This window comes from Polystyrenella longa, assembly GCF_007750395.1.
Lineage (GTDB): Bacteria > Planctomycetota > Planctomycetia > Planctomycetales > Planctomycetaceae > Polystyrenella > Polystyrenella longa.
This window is the reverse complement of the sequence record NZ_CP036281.1, coordinates 3,980,594-3,997,621: the sequence shown is the minus strand read 5'-3', so window position 1 is coordinate 3,997,621 and position 17,028 is coordinate 3,980,594. Positions and strand designations below refer to the sequence as shown.

At 50.3% G+C, this 17,028-nt stretch carries 11 protein-coding genes; 7 read left to right on the top strand and 4 right to left on the bottom strand.

The genetic code is table 11. The annotated features are described in order from the left end of the window. Window positions 1-262: 262 nt before the first annotated feature. Window positions 263-1,705: a UDP-N-acetylmuramoyl-L-alanine--D-glutamate ligase gene (gene murD / locus Pla110_RS14825; protein WP_144996576.1), complete on the top strand. Its 1,443-nt coding sequence runs from the start codon at window positions 263-265 to the stop codon at window positions 1,703-1,705. Here murD and Pla110_RS14820 read toward each other — a convergent pair. Both Pla110_RS14820 and Pla110_RS14815 read right to left on the bottom strand, forming a co-directional pair. After that, window positions 1,697-3,055 (bottom strand): DUF1501 domain-containing protein, encoded by a 1,359-nt coding sequence (locus tag Pla110_RS14820; protein ID WP_144996573.1) that lies wholly within the window; start codon window positions 3,053-3,055, stop codon window positions 1,697-1,699. The genes murD and Pla110_RS14820 overlap by 9 nt on opposite strands. Window positions 3,056-3,183: 128 nt before the next feature. Beyond that, window positions 3,184-4,197 (bottom strand): hypothetical protein, encoded by a 1,014-nt coding sequence (locus Pla110_RS14815; protein ID WP_144996571.1) that lies wholly within the window; start codon window positions 4,195-4,197, stop codon window positions 3,184-3,186. A gap of 355 nt (window positions 4,198-4,552) precedes the next feature. Between Pla110_RS14815 and Pla110_RS14810 the strand changes: the two genes are divergently transcribed. Both Pla110_RS14810 and Pla110_RS14805 read left to right on the top strand, forming a co-directional pair. Then, a complete protein-coding gene (locus Pla110_RS14810; RefSeq protein WP_231742474.1) occupies window positions 4,553-5,779 on the top strand; it encodes a hypothetical protein in 1,227 nt (408 codons plus the stop codon). A gap of 165 nt (window positions 5,780-5,944) precedes the next feature. Next, window positions 5,945-7,723 carry a DUF11 domain-containing protein gene (locus Pla110_RS14805; protein WP_197440224.1) on the top strand — a complete coding sequence of 593 codons (1,779 nt, stop codon included), beginning with the start codon at window positions 5,945-5,947 and terminating at the stop codon, window positions 7,721-7,723. Window positions 7,724-8,031: 308 nt separating this feature from the next. Here Pla110_RS14805 and Pla110_RS14800 read toward each other — a convergent pair whose 3' ends face one another. Beyond that, window positions 8,032-9,231, bottom strand: coding sequence for a sialidase family protein (locus Pla110_RS14800; protein WP_197440223.1), 1,200 nt, complete (start codon window positions 9,229-9,231; stop codon window positions 8,032-8,034). A 579-nt stretch (window positions 9,232-9,810) separates the two neighbouring features. Beyond that, window positions 9,811-10,014, bottom strand: a complete 204-nt coding sequence (locus Pla110_RS14795; protein ID WP_144996565.1) for a carbon storage regulator — start codon at window positions 10,012-10,014, stop codon at window positions 9,811-9,813. A gap of 329 nt (window positions 10,015-10,343) precedes the next feature. Between Pla110_RS14795 and Pla110_RS14790 the strand changes: the two genes are divergently transcribed. From Pla110_RS14790 to Pla110_RS14775, 4 genes are all read left to right on the top strand, one after another. Next, entirely contained in the window at window positions 10,344-11,330 is a 987-nt protein-coding gene (locus tag Pla110_RS14790) for a response regulator (RefSeq protein WP_144996563.1), read from the top strand. 182 nt (window positions 11,331-11,512) lie between these two features. Next, a complete protein-coding gene (locus tag Pla110_RS14785) occupies window positions 11,513-13,843 on the top strand; it encodes a multiheme c-type cytochrome (RefSeq protein ID WP_197440222.1) in 2,331 nt (776 codons plus the stop codon). A 507-nt stretch (window positions 13,844-14,350) separates the two neighbouring features. Next, window positions 14,351-16,015 (top strand): hypothetical protein, encoded by a 1,665-nt coding sequence (locus Pla110_RS14780; RefSeq protein WP_144996561.1) that lies wholly within the window; start codon window positions 14,351-14,353, stop codon window positions 16,013-16,015. Between the two features lie 552 nt (window positions 16,016-16,567). After that, the gene (locus Pla110_RS14775; RefSeq protein WP_144996559.1) at window positions 16,568-16,912 is read left to right on the top strand and encodes a BON domain-containing protein; all 345 of its coding nucleotides are present in this window, start codon (window positions 16,568-16,570) and stop codon (window positions 16,910-16,912) included. Window positions 16,913-17,028: the final 116 nt, after the last annotated feature.

Below are 17,028 nucleotides of genomic sequence, written 5' to 3'. Positions count from 1 at the left end.
CAAAAAAAATTCAGCGATAGTCCTATTCGCCCAGAGTCCTCACTTGTCGAATCGTGATTCTTCAGCATGATCTGCACTGTTTGAATTTTTTTAGCGAAATGGCCATGCCTCTTTGACGGTTGCGTAGTTTCTGGGAACGGTCCTTCCAGCAAAATGATCGATCTTCCTACTGGCTTGATGAAAAAACTTGCATTGAGCAAAACATTCATCGTCCAACTCGGTCGGGCGCAACTCTTAATTTATTTCAGAAAAATTACACACGATGGCTCCTTGTTTTCCCTGCAATCCTGAGGCTCTATCCGGAAAACGGATCACATTAATGGGCTTGGGAACGTTTGGCGGGGGCGTCGCGGCGGCGGAGTACCTGGTAAACTGCGGAGCCAGACTGACAATTACCGACACTGCATCGGAAGAAAACCTGATTAAATCGCTCGACCACATTCGAGGTGAACTTAATTTGAAGTTGGAGCGATGCACGCTGGGTGGACATGTTGAGGAGGATTTTCGCGATGCCGAACTGCTCGTCGTCAATCCAGCAGTGCGTCCAGGTAATCCCTGGATTCAATATGTCCGCGAAAAATCCATTCCCATCACGACGGAACTGGGGCTGCTCTGGAACGAGTTGCGTTGGAAGGGGATGAAGGTTGCCGCTGTAACCGGTAGCAACGGAAAGTCGACGACATCCGCTCTATTACACGCCTTATTCAAGGAACATTTCGGCACTGCATGGCTGGGAGGGAATCTTGGCGGCAGTTTATTGTCCGATTTGCTCTTAATGCAGAAAGGCGATTGGGTCGTTTTGGAGGTTTCCAGCTTTCAACTTTATTATCTTGAGTCGTTACAGCCCACGACCGACGTCGCCATAGTGACGAACTTCAGCCCGAACCATCTCGACTGGCACCAGATCGTTTCGCATTATCGTGAGAGTAAGCAGCGGTTGATTGAATATCAGAATTCCGACGGAATCACCGTGCTGAATGTCGATGATTCGGCAAGTTGCGACTGGCCGACAAGGGGAGAACGTCACCTGTTTGGAATATCGGCGACGGACGAATTAACGATTAATGGCGAAGAGATAAGGTTCCCTGTGCTCGAATGGACAGGCCTGAAAGGACGCCATCATCTTGCCAACATCGCTGCAGCAATGACGGCAGCACAGGCAGTTGGGGTGCCTCTGGATACTATGCAGAAGGGACTGCATCAGTTTGAACCTTTGCCCCACCGATTGCAGTGGATCGGTGAAATAAATGGCCGTGATTTCTATAACGATTCGCTGGCGACGACACCCGAATCGGCGATGGCCGCGCTTCGCGCGTTTGATCGTCCGATCATTCTCCTGGCAGGTGGTTCTGATAAAGGGAGCGACCTGGAACCATTCGCGAAAGAAATAAGAACTCGCTGCAAACAGGTCATACTGATGGGCGATACTCAAGTGAAATTGGCAGAACTGATAAACCAACATCGCACCTCAGAAGTGGCACTGGTCGAATCGCTGATTGAATCGCTCGTCGATTATTCAATTGCGAACAGCTTTAGCGAGGCTATGCAGTCTGCGTGGGATGCCTCCCAGGTGGGGGACATCATTCTGCTCTCACCCGGTTGTGCCAGCTACGGCTGGTTTCGAGATTTTCGCGAACGTGGGGAGCGATTTGTCGAGCAGTATCAGCAGTTGGTAACTCAATCCACTCCGGACCGATTAGATTAGCTCGGCAATCGGTCGTGCGGTAGGAAGAATCGGGACGGGGCGACCTGAATGATCGATCAGGTTTTCATTCCAGTTGATTCCGAGATGCCTGTAAATGGTGGCGAGCAGATCCTGTGGAGAGTACGGGGCTTGCGTCGGATACTCTGCTTTTGAATTGGTGGCTCCCACGACTTGGCCCATTTTGAGTCCTCCCCCAGAAATGAAGGCGGTATACGCCCCCGGCCAGTGGTTCCGACCCGTGCCGCTGCTGTTGTGACTTAGTTTGGGAGTTCGACCAAATTCGCCTACGGCGACAACCATGATTTCTTCCTGCAATCCTCGGTCGAAGATGTCCTGAACTAACGCGGAAACGGCCTGATCCATGAAGGGCAATCGACGCTCCATGTACTCGGCGAAGTGCCCCGGTTGGCCTGCGTTTAGAATGTGATCGTCCCAGTTGGTGTATTTATTGCCACTCATGGGGCTGTTGAGATAAATCGTCGTCACCAAAGTCCCCGCCTCGGCCAGACGTCGTGCCAATAGACAGGATTGTCCCCATTCATGATGACCATAGGCTGTGTGTGTTTGTACTGTTTCCCGTTGCAGATCAAAAGCTTGAGCCGTTTGCGGGCTGGTCAACATCTGCAGAGCCAACTCACGAAATTCCTCTGTTCCCTGGAGGTTCTGGGTCGAGTCGATGTCAGTGCGCAGGCGATCTAGGTGCTTAACTAGATCGCCGCGAAGTTTGAATTCTTCCCGAGACATATTTGCTGGAAGAGAGAGATGCGGTGGCGCGTAAGAATCAGCAGCCGGATTCCCCGAAGCGAAAGGACTATGTTTTACGCCCAGGTAAGCGGGGCGGACCATGTAGATTTTGTTTGGAATTGAAACATACGGCGGCATGAAGCTTTCATTGGTCCCGAGCACATGACTGGCAACGGCTCCCAGGCAGGGGTGCTCGCTCTTGGATTGGGACGTCGGATCGAGTTTCTCCGGTCGCTTCCCCGTCAGGACGGTAATTCCACCATCACTGTGAATGTCTACATCGTGATGCATCGACCGGACGAGTGAAAACTTGTCCGCAATTTTGGCGTGCAACGGAAGATGCTCACAGAGGTCCATCCCGGGAACATTAGTGGAGATTGGCGAAAAGCAACTTCGGTAATCGAGCGGAGCATCAGGCTTCAGGTCGTACGTTTCGAGCTGAGAAGCCCCTCCGTGCTGGAACAGAAAGATGACCGACTTCCGTTGCTTCAATGTGCCGGACGCTTCTTTGGCCTGTAAAATCTGAGGGAGAACAAGCCCGCCTAACGCGAGACTGCCAACTCGCATGAAGTCACGACGATTGATCGGTCCACGACAACGTCTCATCAGCAGAAATCCCCAATGAAGTCACGACGGTAATATTACATCAACAAACGTCGATATGTATCGTAGCGATTCAGAATCGGGAATACAAACAGAAATGAGCCCCACAGGCAGACTTGGACTGGTTCAGGTCAGTCAACTTCCTGCAATCTGCGCAGGTATTGGTTGGTGACATCGTCATACGTTTCACCCTTGAGGTCGTATTCGAACAACTCCTCGGTGAGCGTTGCCTGAAGTTCGACATCCGAGAAGTCGAAGGTGATCATTTTCAGAGGAGCCTCTTTATCATCCTGTTGGCGGGTGAACAGGATCCGATGCGGAAATAGTGTCTTGCGATCGAGAAAGAGCTCCACGGAATCTGGGACATGCCGAGGCAATTTACTAAGGTTGCTGACATGATGGCGTTCGAGGAAACCGGGGGACCAGGTTCCCTGAAGCTTCCAGAGGAGTACGCCACCGTGCGAAAATTCGGTTGGATCGCGGAAGATCATTTCTTTTTCCAGCGATGCGAACAGTGCTGTCAGCCCACCCATGGCCAAATCAGAGACATAGCGGGCATTCTCGACATGATCGGTTGAATAAGCTTCCTGCAGAATCGATCCGAGGTCACGTCGAGTGATTTTTGGCTTTCCTTCCGGTGCGAGTTCCGCCGAATGTCGTGTGAATTCAGTCCATAAGATGGACCCATCACAGACATTCAACATTTTCCCTCGAGTGTTCTGCGTTTCGATCTCTAATTCCATACGAAGTTGCTGAGCCAGCCCCTCCTTATAGGTCCCTCTGGCCAGAATCGGCTGAGCACTAATTCGAATGGTCTGAGTTAAACGAGCCTGAAATGGTTTGTATTGCTGTAATTGTTGTCTGGACTGCAGAAGCAGGTCGCGTCCCGCACTTTGGACCTTAGGGGACTCAGGTAGACTGTCGAAAGTAGGGGTTTCAATACTTACTAGTGGAGTGGTGCCAGCAGAGGTCTGAGCCTGGGCCTGATTTTGAGGTGCATTCGTATCTTCTTGTGATGAAAGAGGATACGGAGTTTCCTTGCCCTCGGAATTCTGTCGAGACCACTGATAAAAGGCTCCCCCAATGGCCAGAATGATGATCAAACAGGCAGAGATTCGGATTTGTAAGTTAGGTAATCTCTTCATCTTGTTCTGATTTTGCGGGATTTTCCAAAGAATTGGATGGTAATGGTCCGAATAGAGAATTGTGTGAAACAACGTTCTACAAGTCATCGCGCTGAAAGACCCGTTTTGCTTCACGTCTCCAACAGAGGTTCTTCCTCATCGAAGGTCGGGGATTGTAAACGGAATCGGGTCTAAAGGTCGACGGCAATTTGCTGGAACAGAGAAGTGTAACCATATGGGAAAAGGGAATTCCCGGTACACAGCTCAAAGTGTCACAACTTTAGATTCCGACATTCAAGGCTACTTGTTTGATTTGTTTGTTCGCTTTGAATGTCAAACCAGACAGCTGTCCAGAGGCTAATCCTGAAGGGGGATTATGATGAAGTGTTACTTTCTGGTCCTGGGGACCATCCTTGTCGTTTGCGTCGGTTGTACAACCGGCGGACAACACATGGTGAAGCAGCATGATAACTATGTTGCTCCACCTGCCGCTCAAATGATGCGACCTGGTCCGATGGTGGATGGACCTGGCCCCGGCGTAATGATGCCGGAACTGATGCAGGTCGCATACAACGAACCAATGGAAGGGGGAATGGGTAATGTTCCTGAGAACTTGACTTCACAAGTTCGCTTTACCGGACCTGCCGGTATGCATATCGGTTGGATGGTTGGCGACGGCTTTGCGGAGAGTCAGTTGATGTCTCCGGGTCGTTACAACTTTCCACAAGCAGCAACCTACCGGTTGAAGTTCACCAGCATTCCTGGCCCGGGTCGGGAAGGGATGATGTTGTACCCAACGTTGCAGGTTTACCCCGTGCATCCCACAACGCAGGCTTACCTGATGCACACCACAATTCCAATCGAATTGAATGACGAAGACTTTGCTCAGATCGAGAGCAACAACTTTGTCACCAAAGTAATTTACCTACCGGAACCCAAGTATCAGGAACTGGCTATCGCCGGAGTCGAAACTCTGGTTTCTACTCGTCTGGAACCAGGTGTTGATCCGGTTGCAGAAGCAGATCGACGCGGAACGATTCTTGTCGTCTTCCGAGTCGGTAACATGGACCTCGAAATGGACCGTGAACTACAGGCATCCGCCAATGGTGGTTCCGGGAACATTCAGCAGGCCAGCTACAACGGTATGAATGGGGAAATGGCACCTCCAATTCCTATCGCAGTGATGGGAAGCGGAATGCACGGCGTTCCTGGTCCTCAGATCATGGGCGGTGGTGCTATGGGAGCCGGAGTTCCTGCTCAGAGCATGATCGCCGGTATGGGATCAATTCCTTCTTATGGAATGCCAATCACCGGAACACCGATTGGTCTGCCTGGACCTAACCACATTCCACTGGGTGGCCCTGCCAGTCTGAAGTCGCACACGATGCGTAACTTCACCCATGTGGATATCGGAAAACCAGTCGATCACATGCTGATGGATGTGCAAAACAAACCGGGCTACAGATTGCCCCATCCTGTATCGCACATCGAATATAGCGAAACGCATCCGACTCATAGTCCGGATCAAGAACTTTATCCTGCCTGGGCGTTGCCCGGGGGAGCCACAGGTGGACCAGCACCTGGCTCGGCCTTCTGCCCGTAGTTGTCTCACTTCTTTTCAGAAGTCGCAATTACAGATAATGGATAGCTGAATTCAAATCGACGCCGGCCAGACCTGTTCCCAATGTTCTGGTCTGCGTCGATCTCTGGTTTCAATCAGAATCTCTCCAAATTTTTATGTAACGTACGAAAAGTGACAGGACGTCCGATGAGTGGGTTTGAAACGTACTCCAGTTATGCCATCAAAAAATCACGCGGTCTCTCCGTCATTTTGCTGGGCATGCTGCTCCTTGGCCTTCTGCCTTCAAAGGCTGTTGCTCAAGACGATCGTTACTATCCTTTGAATCAATATGCTCCTACTGGCCGAGCGGCACAATGGGCCTCGGTTTTGGGACAACCTCGTCCTCAATATGCTCAACCGGTTAGGATTCACTTACCCTCTGCTGGGGAAGTGACGTTCTATGGAGTTCATCCACAATCGGAAGCGGCTCCGGCCATGGCAGGATTGAATGTTGGACAGGTCTTCCGATTAGGATTGACTGACATGCCCGAATTCCCGGGAGTCAGCCTTTATCCAACGATCGAAATGATTGATCAATTGCATCCACCCACTGATGAGAAGCTGGATTTTCCGGTGGAAATCGAAGTGAGTGCAGAAGAGATCGAACATGTCCTTGATGGTGGTCTTGTTTCTAAAGTGATTTATCTGGAACAGCCTCAATTGGCCATTCCTGAATTACAGAAGACACCCTCGCCAACGAATCTACTTAGAAATCACTTGAACCTGTTGAAAGAGGCGGACCGTGTTGGACGACCGATGTTGTTGTTCCGCATGGGAAGTCGCCAACCGGCAATGGATAATCCCGCGAGTCCCTTCTACACACCTGATTCCTGGGTAACCAAACTGCCGCAGAAACAGTCCGAGACGGCTGCTAAAACGGGAATCGCTCGCGCGATCTCTGAAGAAGTCGAAACGATCGACGATCACAATAAAATTTACAGAACAGCGGCCACGAAACGCGTCTCACTCAAAAATAGCCCCGGGGGAATGACCGAACGTCTGTATCATTACGAACTTTACCCAGACGAATACATCGTCGATGGGGGCGACCGTGGTCATCCGATCCACTATGAGAATCATGCACTGGCGGGTCTCGAATCGGAAGACACCGTAGCGGAATACCAGACGCAGCGGGGGCGCAATGAAGTCTCCGTTTCCAACCGGGTCGTGATCTACTCACCTCGCTTCCGAGCGATGAGTGTTCATCAACAGCCATTCGCGCGGACGGCATTAACTAAACTGGGCGGCGTTCATGATTTGTCCACAGGCGTAGGAATGGATCAGTCGACATTGATCGATGCCCAGATTCAGAAATCACAACTGGATGGAATGCGAACCCGAAGTCGTGGCAGTGAGATGGAACATGACACTGCCTTCTCTGGTTTAATTCAGAACAGCTATCCGACCGGCCACACCAAATTGCAGAATGTCTATCAGGACTTGCAATACACTCAGGCGGGCCGGTTCGAACGTATGACCTCAGCCCAAATCAAAGAGGGATTAAAGGGAGCCTTTGTCTGGTCTCAGTCTGCCTTTCCACATATGGCTGCCAGCACTTCGGCAGGCGTCGAACTCGAAAGCTCCTTCAAAGCAGCCGAGATTGTGGGCATCGATATCGACAAAGGAAAACCGGGCAAACTACGAATCGTTAAAATGGCCGACAAGGTCGAGGCTCGCTCAGGTGACATTATCACCTTCACAATTCGTTACGACAACATGGGCGACCATGCGGTTCGGGCCGTAAGAATTACAGACCACCTGACTCCGCGGTTGGAATACATCGAAGGCAGCTTTAAGGCAGAGCGGGAAGGGGACGTTAAGTTCTACCCGAACGGTACGGAAGACAGCATCCTCCGGTTCGAGATGGTGGGTGAGCTGAAAGGTGCGGAAGGTAGCGTGCTAACATTCCAGGCACGGGTTCGGTAACAGACTTATTAAACTAGAGTTCTAAAAACGGAACAAAAAACCTGCACTTATCAGAGAAACCTGACCGATACTGAATCTCAGATAACTGGTTGAATTAAAACAACAGCTAACAGAACTACGAATGATTCTCAGCTTGGAACCAAGCTGAGCGACAGAAAATAATAAAACCTGCGAATGCGAAGATTCTGGGGGGAACCGCATTCGCAGGTTGTTTTTTGCGCTCTGCCTTTACGCTGTGTCTGTGCAGCGATCGCAACAGCACGTTGTCAGATCGTCTTGAAGTGAGGCTGTCCTAAGCAGGACAGAGATTACTCCTTATCGCCAGCCAGTACCCACTCTTCATCGAACTCGGCGTGCTTCATGGTTTTGCCTTCTTTGCCACCTTCTTTCTTGGTGAAGTAGCTGTAGATGGCATGCAGACGTCCGTCGTTTGATTGCATGATTGCCGGGTAGTGATAGCTTCCCGATTCCTGATCTTCGAGACGGCGGGTCCACTTCCAGGTTTGACCTTCATCGTCAGATATGGAAACAGCGAGCTTATGCCGTCCTTTACCAACATCGTTATGAATCATCGCCCAGTGTCCGTTTGAAAGTCGCACGGCATCGATCCCGGCGCTCGGGTTAGGCATATCGGATGCGACTGAATCGGACCAGGTTTCGCCATCATCTTCGGAGACGGAGACTTTGATTTTCTTTTCAAAGCCGTTGTCACGCTGGTAGGCGACAAGAGTCCCGTCGTTTTTACGCAGCACGGTTGGTTGGATGTTACCAAAACCAAAGAGTGGTTTACTGGCACGCCAACTGATACCACCATTATCGCTGATCGCCATTAAGGAGATGGAGTAGGTGTCTGTGTAGAGAGGCAGAATCATTCGTCCGCTGGGCAGGATTGTGGGTTTACAGCGAGGCATCCAACCGAGGCGTTGATATAGTTTGTCGCCCGCCCGTTCACGAATTTCAGCGAAGTAATTCGACTGACGTTCGGTGAGGGGTTCTTCGCGTGAGAGGAGGAGTTCGTCTGTTTTCTCGATGAGTTCTTTTTCGAAGTCATCTGGTTTCAGGAACATAACTCCATGACGGCCCCATTCTGGTTTGCCATCTTCAGAAAATTGATTCGTCACCATGAAATTAGTGAGAGCAGATTCCCAGGTGTTGGCGATGATCGTCGGCCAGAACAACCAGAGATTACCTTTAGGATCGACGATCATGGCGGTATTGCAATCGGGGAAACCGGGGAAGTCGGCGACTTGGTAATCTTCGCCCCACTCGGATTCCCCTTTCTTTTTCAGTGCCCCAAGGACGACGACGTTATCAGCCGTCCGTTCGCCTGCACCGCGATACCACGTTGCATACATGTCGCCACTGGGAAGCTCCACGATTGCGGGAGCATGATTATGATCCTCGCGCAGCTCAAACAGGAATTCAGCCTGAAAATAAGGATCCTGAGCATTCGCAAAACCTGTCAGCAACAGGACAAGAAGAAGTGTCGAAAGACCCGAGCGGAGCATGTAATTGTTCCTCGTATGAATACACATTGATTTAGGAATATGGAATTAAGTGATTTGTGATTTAGGGAAGCCGATTATCGATCTTGTCCAGGAATTGGGTGGGAGACCACAGGACGAGAAGAGTTATTGAATACTAGCTCTAGAATACTGGCTCTAAGGAGGGACAATGAGACTTGATTGGGTATCAACTCCATTCTCCAGCACGGAAGTGAGAGGTTTCCGGTGGGGAGAGACCCCATGAAACTGCAGCTCGCAGCGGGCCGGACCATCGGAACCGGGATGTATTAATAGAGCATCCCGGGCTGCATTCTGTCAAGCACACGCGGTGCGGACAGTATAAGTCGATAAGAAAGGCAAGCTGGACAAATATAGAAAGTGCCTTCCTGTCAATCTGAGTCGGTCAGAGAAGGAAGAGACATCGCAATCGAACCGTTGTTCGATGAGAGAAGAACAGCATTTCGTGAGAAAGCGTCACGAAGAGTTTGTAGAAAGTCCGCTGAAAAAGTACGGATATTGGCCGAGAGGCTGTGGCGCCATTCGAAGCATCTCAGCCTCGGGACGATCCTGCAAAGTGCGAAATCAGCTCGGCATCATTTCAAAGTCGGTATGCGAATCCGAAAGGTTTCGTTTAGGGGCAACTTCCAATTCGGCACGCCTAATGACGACGTCGTCAGGGGCTTGAATACCGATTTGAATGCGGTTCCCATGAACTTTGATGATCGAAATGTGAACATTGTCAGCGATGACAATGGATTCTCCCGGCTTCCTGCTGAGTACTAACATGGTTCCCTCCTGATTCAGGCAGTCTCTAAAGTAGCAATATATCAATTCCGCCATGGAATGATTGCCAGTTCGGTAGAAAGAGCAGCGTCTTCCTTGACTGAAATTGGCTCTGTTGACGGTAGTGTTGCGTTTTTCAACGTATCCCGCCGTATGCTGGATCACAATTTTGATACTTTCTGTAAAAATTTCAAGTTTTTATCAATCTGAATACGACTAAAACTCAGATTGACCTAGAACGTCTAAATTCCTATATCTAACAGACTTAAATCGGATAATAGTTGTTTCGGTTTAATTTTTGTACGGGCCTCTTCTTACTGGGACACTTAGATATGGGTGCAAATAACGAAATAACCCAAGTTTCGCCGGGGCACCTTGGCTCTTGGACTGAAGGGGCGCATTTGTTGTGTTATGCGTTAGACCGTCCCCATTGGATGAATCTAACTTTGCAGCTTGATAGCCGGGGATGCCATTCCCCCCGTCTCGAGTGGGTGTCCACCGAATCGGAGTTGATCGAACTCGTTCACGAGCATGAATTCGACGTGATCATTCTCGCTTGTCAGCGGTTGGATCATTTTGATTCACAGATCGGCCATCTGCTACAGACGATCCGCACCAGTGGCAATCATGACCCGATTCTGTTGCTGTCCGAACAGATTCAGCCTCGTGAATTATCGCGTTGTTTTGAGGCCGATGTCGAATTTCTGCATTCCTCTCTCTTCTGGGATGCACCCGCGCTTGTTGCAGCCCTGGAACGAGCCAGACGGCTCCATCGTCAGCGGGAAGATTACCTTGCCTGGGGGCGCGAACGTCAGCAGCGGTTAATGCAGGAACAGAAGGAATCAGAACGAATACTCGAACAACAGAGGAAGATGCTCGACGATCTAAGATCGCTGACGAATCCACTTGCTTCCGAGTTTCAGGACGATAACGAGGCACTGGAATCGACTCCTCTACAGTCGCTCTCTGTCCCTTCTAAAACTGTTGATCTCCAGTCTGCCGATCAGCGTAAAGAAGAACAAACGGTGCTGAGACGCGATTTGAAACGCTTCTACTCGACACTTCTGCGGTCGTACGTCGTGATGGGGACAGGCTCGTTAACGGAAGAGATTAAACAGGTCGTATTTCAGTTAGAAGTCTGCGGGTTATCCATTCGTGAAACGATGTCTCTGCACTTGGAGCAGGTTGAGGAATTAGTGCGAGGGTTAGGGAATCGCAGCAGTCGCCACGTGATGAGCCGGGCTGATATGTTGATCCTCGAAATGTTGATGCATTTGGCGGAAGAGAGAAAGGGTAAACAGGGAGAGACAGGGAGATGACGTCTGGTTTTCGGATTATGTGATCGGGAGAAACTGGGGTCAGTTCACCGGTTCAGCTGTTCAAACTGTACCGACTGTAACGGTTGTGTCGAAGGTAAGGAATATCCGTATTACGGCAGCAAATCGCTGTTCGTTTCAATTACGGGTACTTTCGTTAAGAACCTCGACCAGGAACAGCCCGAATGCTCACGACTGCTCGCTGGAGCGACATTCGCTTCTTTCATAAAACTTCCGGCGTTCGATATCAATCATGTATTGTGGCTGGGATCGCTTGTCTGCTTTTTCTAGCTACTGCCGGAGTTCATTCCACAGAAGCCCAGTCAGGCTCAGCTGCGCCGTTCTATCAACAGTCTGTCGTGCCTTCAGCTCCTGCAAAAGTTGATTCTGCGAATCCGCACGCAACTCACGCTCCACAAAACCCTGTTGCAACTTCACCGCAAGCCAATCAGATCATGCCGTTGATTCCGTGCATGCCGGGGCAACAGGTTTATGCATCCGAAAATCAAGTCCAAGTATCTCAGGGCCAAATAAATCACGGACAGGCTGCTCACGAACAACCACATCCGGGTCAGCCGCATCCGATGTCGATGCCGGGGCATTTCTCTCAACAGCATGCGTTGCCTCATTTTCAAGGTGGGCATCCGCATTTCTCCGCTTCCGCCCCGGGAGGACAACTTCCACCGGGAGTCGCTCAGAACCTCGATATGAACGCTTTTCGAGGAGTCCTGCAGGCACAGCAACAATCGGCGGCCCACGGGAATCCTGGTTACATCCCCGGGGCACCGCATGGTCGCGCTGTACCCGCTGGTGGTGCACTTAGTTCGAATGGAATGATCACCACCGTCGATGGAACCGAAGTTGATCCTCACGCGGCGATTTATGCCAACTGTGAGTTTCCTTCCGCGAAAGATTGCCGGACCTGTCACGAAAAGATTTACGAAGAGTGGTCCGTTTCCTCTCACGCATATGCTGCCGTTTCTCCCATGTTTCATAAGTTCGAGCAGAAAATAAATACACTCGCTCAGGGAACGCTCGGTTATTTCTGTTTGCGATGTCATTCACCTGTGGGAACAACGCAGAAACTGAGCCGTGACCAGGCGATCTGGGAAGGGAGCCCGGCCGCAAAGGAAGGGGTGACCTGTATTGCCTGTCATCGTGTAAAAGAACGTTACGGTCGCGTGAATGGCGAACGTCGGATGGAACCGGGCCCGCTGACAGACCCTGTATATGGTTCCGGTAATGGCCAGACGTTACAGAATGTGATCTCGCAACCGGAAAAATACAAAGTCAAAACGATCTCGGGAGATAAAACACCGGGCCAACCGATCCACAACCGCATTATTCAGTTTGAACAAATCTCATCGAGCCACTTCTGTGTGAGTTGTCATCAGGTGGCTGTATATCCCGGTATCAAGTTGGAAGTCGTTTGGGAACAGTATCGGGGTTCACCTGCTGCGAAAGAGGGGATCAGCTGCCAGGATTGCCACATGGGTAAAGTCGCCGGTAAACACTGCGGATACGAGACAGCCCCCTCAGCGATTGTGAATGATAATCCCATCAATCCCCATCGCAAACATTCCAATCATATGTTCTTCGGTCCCGGAGCTTCGATTGCACACCCGGGAATTTTTCCCATGAATCCGAAGGCGGATCGCTGGAAGATGAGCGAGTGGATCGAGTTCGACTGGCGAGGAGGGTGGGGAACTGAACCATTTGAAGACGCTGTTGCCGATGGGAAAATCAACGTGGTCTTTCCTAAGGTATGGGAGTTTGCCGACGACCGATACGACGCCCGCGATATCGTCTCTGAAAACCAGCGAAAGCTGGGAGTCAAAAACAAAACACGATATGCGTTGATGGAAAACGCTTCGCGAGTAACAGGCCCTTTCTTTGAATCGAAAACCACCTGCGGTTCCGATCTCAAATTTCATTATGTCGTGAAGAATCAGAGCAATGGCCACAACATGCCGAGTGGTTCATTGGGAGCACAGCCGCAAATCTGGATGAACGTCGCCCTTACGGGACCGGATGGTACTCCGATCTGGGAATCGGGATACGTAGACGGAAACGGTGACCTGGCAGACCTGCATTCACTGGAAGTTGCCGCGGGCCGCATTCCTCATGACGATCAGTTATTCAATCTTCAAACGAAGTTTTTGATCACCAATGTGAAAGGGCCCGATCGGGAGTTCTATCTGCCGGTGAACGTTGACTTCGACCAGCTTCCGTTTATTCGCCCCAGCGGATTCCCTGTCACCACGATGAATCACCCTCCCTTTATTCGGATGGAAGGGCATTCGATTCCCCCTCTGGGAGAGCGAAAAGCGAACTATAAAGTCCCCGGAAAGTACTTGAAGAAACGTGGGCGATATCGGTTGTCTGTTCGTATGCGGAGTCGGTCGGAGCCAATCTACTTCATGCGATTCTGTGATGCGACACCCGAGATGGAACGGGCCATGAATGAAAGCATCATCGACTTTCATGAATACGCTGTCGATTTCGAAATCAAGTAGTCGGCCAGGAAACTGAATGGAGCGATTACTCTGATGTAGCGATTGCAATAAAAAGGTTTCACGGTTTAACGAAACCGTACCTTGCGATGAACTGATAACGCGTGATGAACTGATAACGTCTAACAATACTTTCAGCTTGACTAAATCATAACACGAATGAACCGAACGTCTGCATCTGTTAACTTCTGTTTACTCCGATCTGGAATTCGCTCTCTGGCGATACTTCTGATCTTGAGCAGCGGTACGTCGGTCGTTTTTGGACAATCTGCAGTCAGTCATTATACTCCGCCAGTCTTCTCTACAGAGACTAACGAATCGAACAACCCGAATCGGTTCCAGGGAAATTTGCCTGCTTATCCAAATCAGTTCCAGTTTAAGTCTTCTTTTAATAACTCATTTTCAAGTTCAACCCCCATCGTACAAGCGAGTCACCTGGTTCCTGTTCAAGAACCCATTCTTCAACAGCCGGAAAACTGGTTTGGGCATTCGTCAGTTGGAAAGAATGTCGTGTCGACTTCTCCCAGAGAGCAACATGTTTTTGGTACACCGCGAAGTCCTGCCGCTCCCAACCCGCGGTATGTTGAATCTGTTCCGCAACTGCTCACAACTCCCACGCCCGTTGGATTGATTCAACCACCCGGAGTTCCGCGGAGGCCGCAAACTGCTGCTCAACTGACATCCGGTCAGCAACAGCCAGCGCCTAAGCCGAAGGAAAAGGAACCAGAGTACTCGACGAAACTCACCGAGGGAACTTTCACCGAACATGCTTCGCACATGCCACAGCATGACGATCAAGTACGTCCAACCATGTTCGATTCTCGCGCGTTTGTAGACGACCCTGATTACAGTCATGTCCCCTTCATGCCCGAACTCGACCAGAGCCCCTATGCCAGCAAGTATCTGAACCCGACACAACGGCCCTGGCTGGAATTCGGACGAGGTTTGTATCGGTATGGTCCAATTCCGGAATCATCAACGATTCTCGGAGAAACGAATCTGCTGTCTCCCAGTTTTCTGCTGTATGGTGATTACCGGATGGGTATGGGCTACATCAAAAATGGGGATGATAAAGGGGTCATTGCTAACCGGTTGAATCTGGATTTCGATTTGAAACTCACCGACACCGAGCGGTTGCATGCATTCTGGGGGCCGCTTGATCAGAATACAAACTTCAGCCGGGTTGAATTCGATGGTGATGAGTTCGTGTATAATGAAGAGTTAGATCAGAACTTTGATACCTTCTACTTCGAAGGGGATATCGGTTCCATGTATGGTGGACTGATTGGTGAGGATGCTCCGTTCGATATGCCAGTCGCTGTCGGTTTCCTGCCTCTGCTGTATCAGAACGGAATCTGGATGGAAGATGCCTTTCTGGGGGCAGCGGTCACGATTCCGGCGCAGAATAATCGATGGCTGGACTGGGTGAATTACGACGTCACCGTCTTTGCAGGCTTTAATGATATTTCCAGCCCCGCTTTTGTGGGTAGTGGCGACGGACAGACGCACATGTACGGAGCGACTGCGATGATTGATGCTTACGATGGTTATATCGAAGCGGGCTATGCCTATCTGGATGACCGGACCTCTGCGAATCTGGGATATCATAACCTGGCACTTGGGTATTCCCGTCGCGTTAAAGACTTCGTCTCTACGGCAGTGCGGGTGATTGCCAATACGGGGCAGGACCCAACCAGCGGAGTCAAAACGGCGGATGGTCAGATGATCTTATGGGAGAACGCCTTCATCACCAGCCAGCCTCTGACGTTCATTCCTTACGCCAACTTTTTTGTAGGATTTGACAGGACGCAGTCCGTGGCACGGGCGGCCGGCGCGGGAGGAATATTGCGAAATACGGGGATCAACTTCGAGACCGACGGTTTGACTGGGTATCCCACGCTTGATGCGACGGGAACGAATGCCTACGGGGGAGCTGTGGGTGTAAATTGGCTGGGTAAAGATTTCGATTATCAATTGGTCCTGGAGCTGGCGACTGTTCAAACGATGGGAAGTCCTCAGGAGCGAAATGCGGCGGGCGACCAATATGCGTTGGGGGTTCGATACCAGGTACCGTTGAACAACGCCTGGATTTTCCGTGCGGACGCGATGCATGGAATACGGGACAATGCCGATGATGTTTCCGGTATCCGCACGGAGCTACGCTGGAAGTTTTAATCCAATCAGGGTTAGACGTAAGTTACGCACCTGATTTCAAGATAGGGATTGTACGTGTTTAACGTGGTATGATTGACGTGTGTTTTGTAAGCACCAACCTCTTCTTCAGTCAGCCTTCTCGCACTCTGCAAAACTGCTTTTTGCAACGATAAATTCAGAGCTTGTTGGGTCACTTATCCCAGCGGGAAAGCGTCTTTATGTTTGAGATTTACTGGACAGTTAGGGCTTTCGCAAATGAGCTCAGAGTTGAATATGAAATCGCTGAAATGAACTCACCTGTTGCTAATCGCAGACGGATCAATTTCCCGAATCTGATAATTAGGAATGATAGCTTCCGTGTCGTTGATTAAGAGCATTCCGAATCGTCGGAATCCGAGCGGGAAATGGTGAAATGGTGTCGCAATTCGTGGGAGGAATGATATATTCGATATATCCCTCCCATTAACTTTGGGTGTTATGAGACCTGACACCAAGGATGATCGTTGATTTGCAGGTCGATTTTAAATACATGCACAGATGGAAAACGTCCTGATGGACGAAAGGAGTCATCTGATGTTACCCGCTCGGAACAAGATGAACCGTTTCGCTGATGGATCTTTAGTGGATCCTTATAGCGAATGTTGCCAATCTTCTGACCACTTTCAAGATGCGCATCTGGCTCATTCAATTGAACGTCAGGTGATGAACGCGTTGCTGTCCACGCCAGGATTGAAGATTTCAGCGTTGGTCGTCCATCGTATTCCCGATGGTGTCTGCGTTGAAGGAACCATTGAGGTTGATGAACCTCACGCCGATCCCTGCCAGCAGATCGTTGATTCGATTAAACGTGTAGAAGGTATCAACCAGGTGGTCAATCGACTGGTTACGCGCTGCCCGTTTGCTGAATCTCAATGGTGAAATCCACTTGGGAAACGGTAAGCTGTTATCAAAAACTACGTGAAGTCTGAAATCAGACTCTTAGAGTGAGCTTTTATGTTCACTCTTTTTTATGCGCGGTTCTTTGAGCGGAGTGT

What these genes read in the sequence shown, in the direction of transcription:
- murD (WP_144996576.1), top strand. Translation starts at nt 263, where the DNA reads ATGGCTCCTTGTTTTCCCTGCAATCCTGAGGCTCTATCCGGAAAACGG.
- Pla110_RS14820 (WP_144996573.1), bottom strand. Translation starts at nt 3,055, where the DNA reads ATGAGACGTTGTCGTGGACCGATCAATCGTCGTGACTTCATGCGAGTT.
- Pla110_RS14815 (WP_144996571.1), bottom strand. Translation starts at nt 4,197, where the DNA reads ATGAAGAGATTACCTAACTTACAAATCCGAATCTCTGCCTGTTTGATC.
- Pla110_RS14810 (WP_231742474.1), top strand. Translation starts at nt 4,553, where the DNA reads ATGATGAAGTGTTACTTTCTGGTCCTGGGGACCATCCTTGTCGTTTGC.
- Pla110_RS14805 (WP_197440224.1), top strand. Translation starts at nt 5,945, where the DNA reads ATGAGTGGGTTTGAAACGTACTCCAGTTATGCCATCAAAAAATCACGC.
- Pla110_RS14800 (WP_197440223.1), bottom strand. Translation starts at nt 9,231, where the DNA reads ATGCTCCGCTCGGGTCTTTCGACACTTCTTCTTGTCCTGTTGCTGACA.
- Pla110_RS14795 (WP_144996565.1), bottom strand. Translation starts at nt 10,014, where the DNA reads ATGTTAGTACTCAGCAGGAAGCCGGGAGAATCCATTGTCATCGCTGAC.
- Pla110_RS14790 (WP_144996563.1), top strand. Translation starts at nt 10,344, where the DNA reads ATGGGTGCAAATAACGAAATAACCCAAGTTTCGCCGGGGCACCTTGGC.
- Pla110_RS14785 (WP_197440222.1), top strand. Translation starts at nt 11,513, where the DNA reads ATGCTCACGACTGCTCGCTGGAGCGACATTCGCTTCTTTCATAAAACT.
- Pla110_RS14775 (WP_144996559.1), top strand. Translation starts at nt 16,568, where the DNA reads ATGTTACCCGCTCGGAACAAGATGAACCGTTTCGCTGATGGATCTTTA.